We start from the raw sequence: 1469 nt of genomic DNA, 5'->3' as shown, positions 1-1469 counted from the left end.
TGAGCACACCTTCGACCATCTCGAGTTCATCTTTTTCAATGATCCCGGCCCGTCTCCCGTCCGCGAGCAGGCTCCTGGTATCCTCCTCGGATACGGGGGGCTCGGGTGACCTGCCGATCCGCAGAAGGTGGAGAATCGCCTCGGTAGACCCGCTCAGGATGATGACGAGCGGTGCGGTGATAATCGAGAGGAACTGCATCGGTTTTGCAAGGACTGCGGCGATACCCTCCGCGTGGAGGAGCGCGATGCGTTTTGGGACGAGTTCGCCAAAGATCAGCGTCAGGTAGGTGATGACCAGCACCACGACCGTGATCCCGAGCAGGTCGCTCCATGGTGCGAGGTGGGGAAATCCTCTGAAATATGCCGCGATCCCGGCCGCGATCGTCGCCCCGCCAAACGCCCCGGCAAAGATCCCGACCAGCGTGATCCCGATCTGCACGGTTGAGAGGAAACGCGTGGGTTCTTCGGCAAGCCTGAGGGCAGTGGCAGCCCGGGTATCCCCCGCGTCCGCCCACTGGCGGAGCCGGGTTCTCTTTGCCGACACGATGGCAAATTCTGCCATTGCAAAGATCCCGTTGATAAGGATGAGCAGGAAGATGATGACAATTTCAACAGGAAAGGACATGACCGCACTTCATCTCTCTTTGCAATCAGACAACGCGGGGAAGGAAAAAGGTTGTGCCGGCTGTTTCAATCGGGTGAACGACCCGCCTCCCGGGGGAATTCCCTGCATTCAGGCTGCCCGGTCCCTGGGGACCTTCACAGAAACCCGACCCGAAGGATCCCCTGGCAGGGAAACGGTCGCATGAGTTCAATTCAATACCGTGCCCGTTACAGTACTTGGGTATGAGCAGCCCGGGACCCATGGGACTCCGGATCCTTGCGCAGTACGAACATAGGAAATCCGGAGATATCTGTACTGAATCCCTCCGGGTCGATGGTCAGGGGCTGATACCGCGGGCAGACCCGAAATACGCTGTGCAGATCACGCTCACGGAGGGGCCGGGCAATTACAGGTTCCCCGTGCCGCCGGAATTCAACAGGCAGAAGCATTTCACCATCCCCGCAACGGAGCTGCCGGTACCAATCCATTATGGTGCGAACGTAACAGTTTCCATCATCGAGAAAGACCGGAGAGGGGAGAAGATCATCGCGCAATCCCCGCTGCGGTACCGGACAGTCTGATGCATTCAGGCTGCCCCGCACCGGGCCCGGCCTGCCCGCCCGCACGCGGCAAAGCTAGTAAAAAAAAAAGCGGGATCATTCCCCGCGTCCCATCTTCTCGCGAGTGAGGGGCACGATACACTTCCTGTCCCTGAATCTCTTCATGTTCCTGTCCGTGATTTTGTTGAAGTGCTCGGTCGGGGCATGCATCCGGCCGAAGTCGAACTTGGTTTTGGTGGTGTTGGTTTTCTTTGAGTTGTGCTCTTTTTTGTTCTTGTTCCCGATCTTCCCTGTTTGTCACTTCC

2 protein-coding genes are annotated in these 1469 nt (G+C 58.1%); one reads left to right on the top strand and one right to left on the bottom strand.

Going from position 1 to position 1469, the window contains the following annotated elements; all coding sequences use genetic code 11:
* Positions 1 to 625: CNNM domain-containing protein (locus CW742_RS12835; RefSeq protein WP_292420984.1), on the bottom strand; the 625-nt coding region annotated here is incomplete at its 3' end.
* 239 nt (positions 626 to 864) lie between these two features.
* Between CW742_RS12835 and CW742_RS12830 the strand changes: the two genes are divergently transcribed.
* On the top strand, positions 865 to 1185 hold the full coding sequence (locus tag CW742_RS12830; protein WP_292420981.1) for a hypothetical protein: 321 nt from the start codon (positions 865 to 867) through the stop codon (positions 1183 to 1185).
* The last annotated feature ends 284 nt before the right edge of the window (positions 1186 to 1469 follow it).

Source organism: Methanoregula sp. (assembly GCF_002835825.1).
GTDB lineage: Archaea > Halobacteriota > Methanomicrobia > Methanomicrobiales > Methanospirillaceae > Methanoregula.
Note: the sequence above shows the minus strand (reverse complement) of the source record. Positions and strands in the feature narration are given on the sequence as shown.

Excerpts from the sequence above, each read along its gene's own strand:
- CW742_RS12830 (WP_292420981.1), top strand. The coding sequence starts at position 865 with ATGGGACTCCGGATCCTTGCGCAGTACGAACATAGGAAATCCGGAGAT.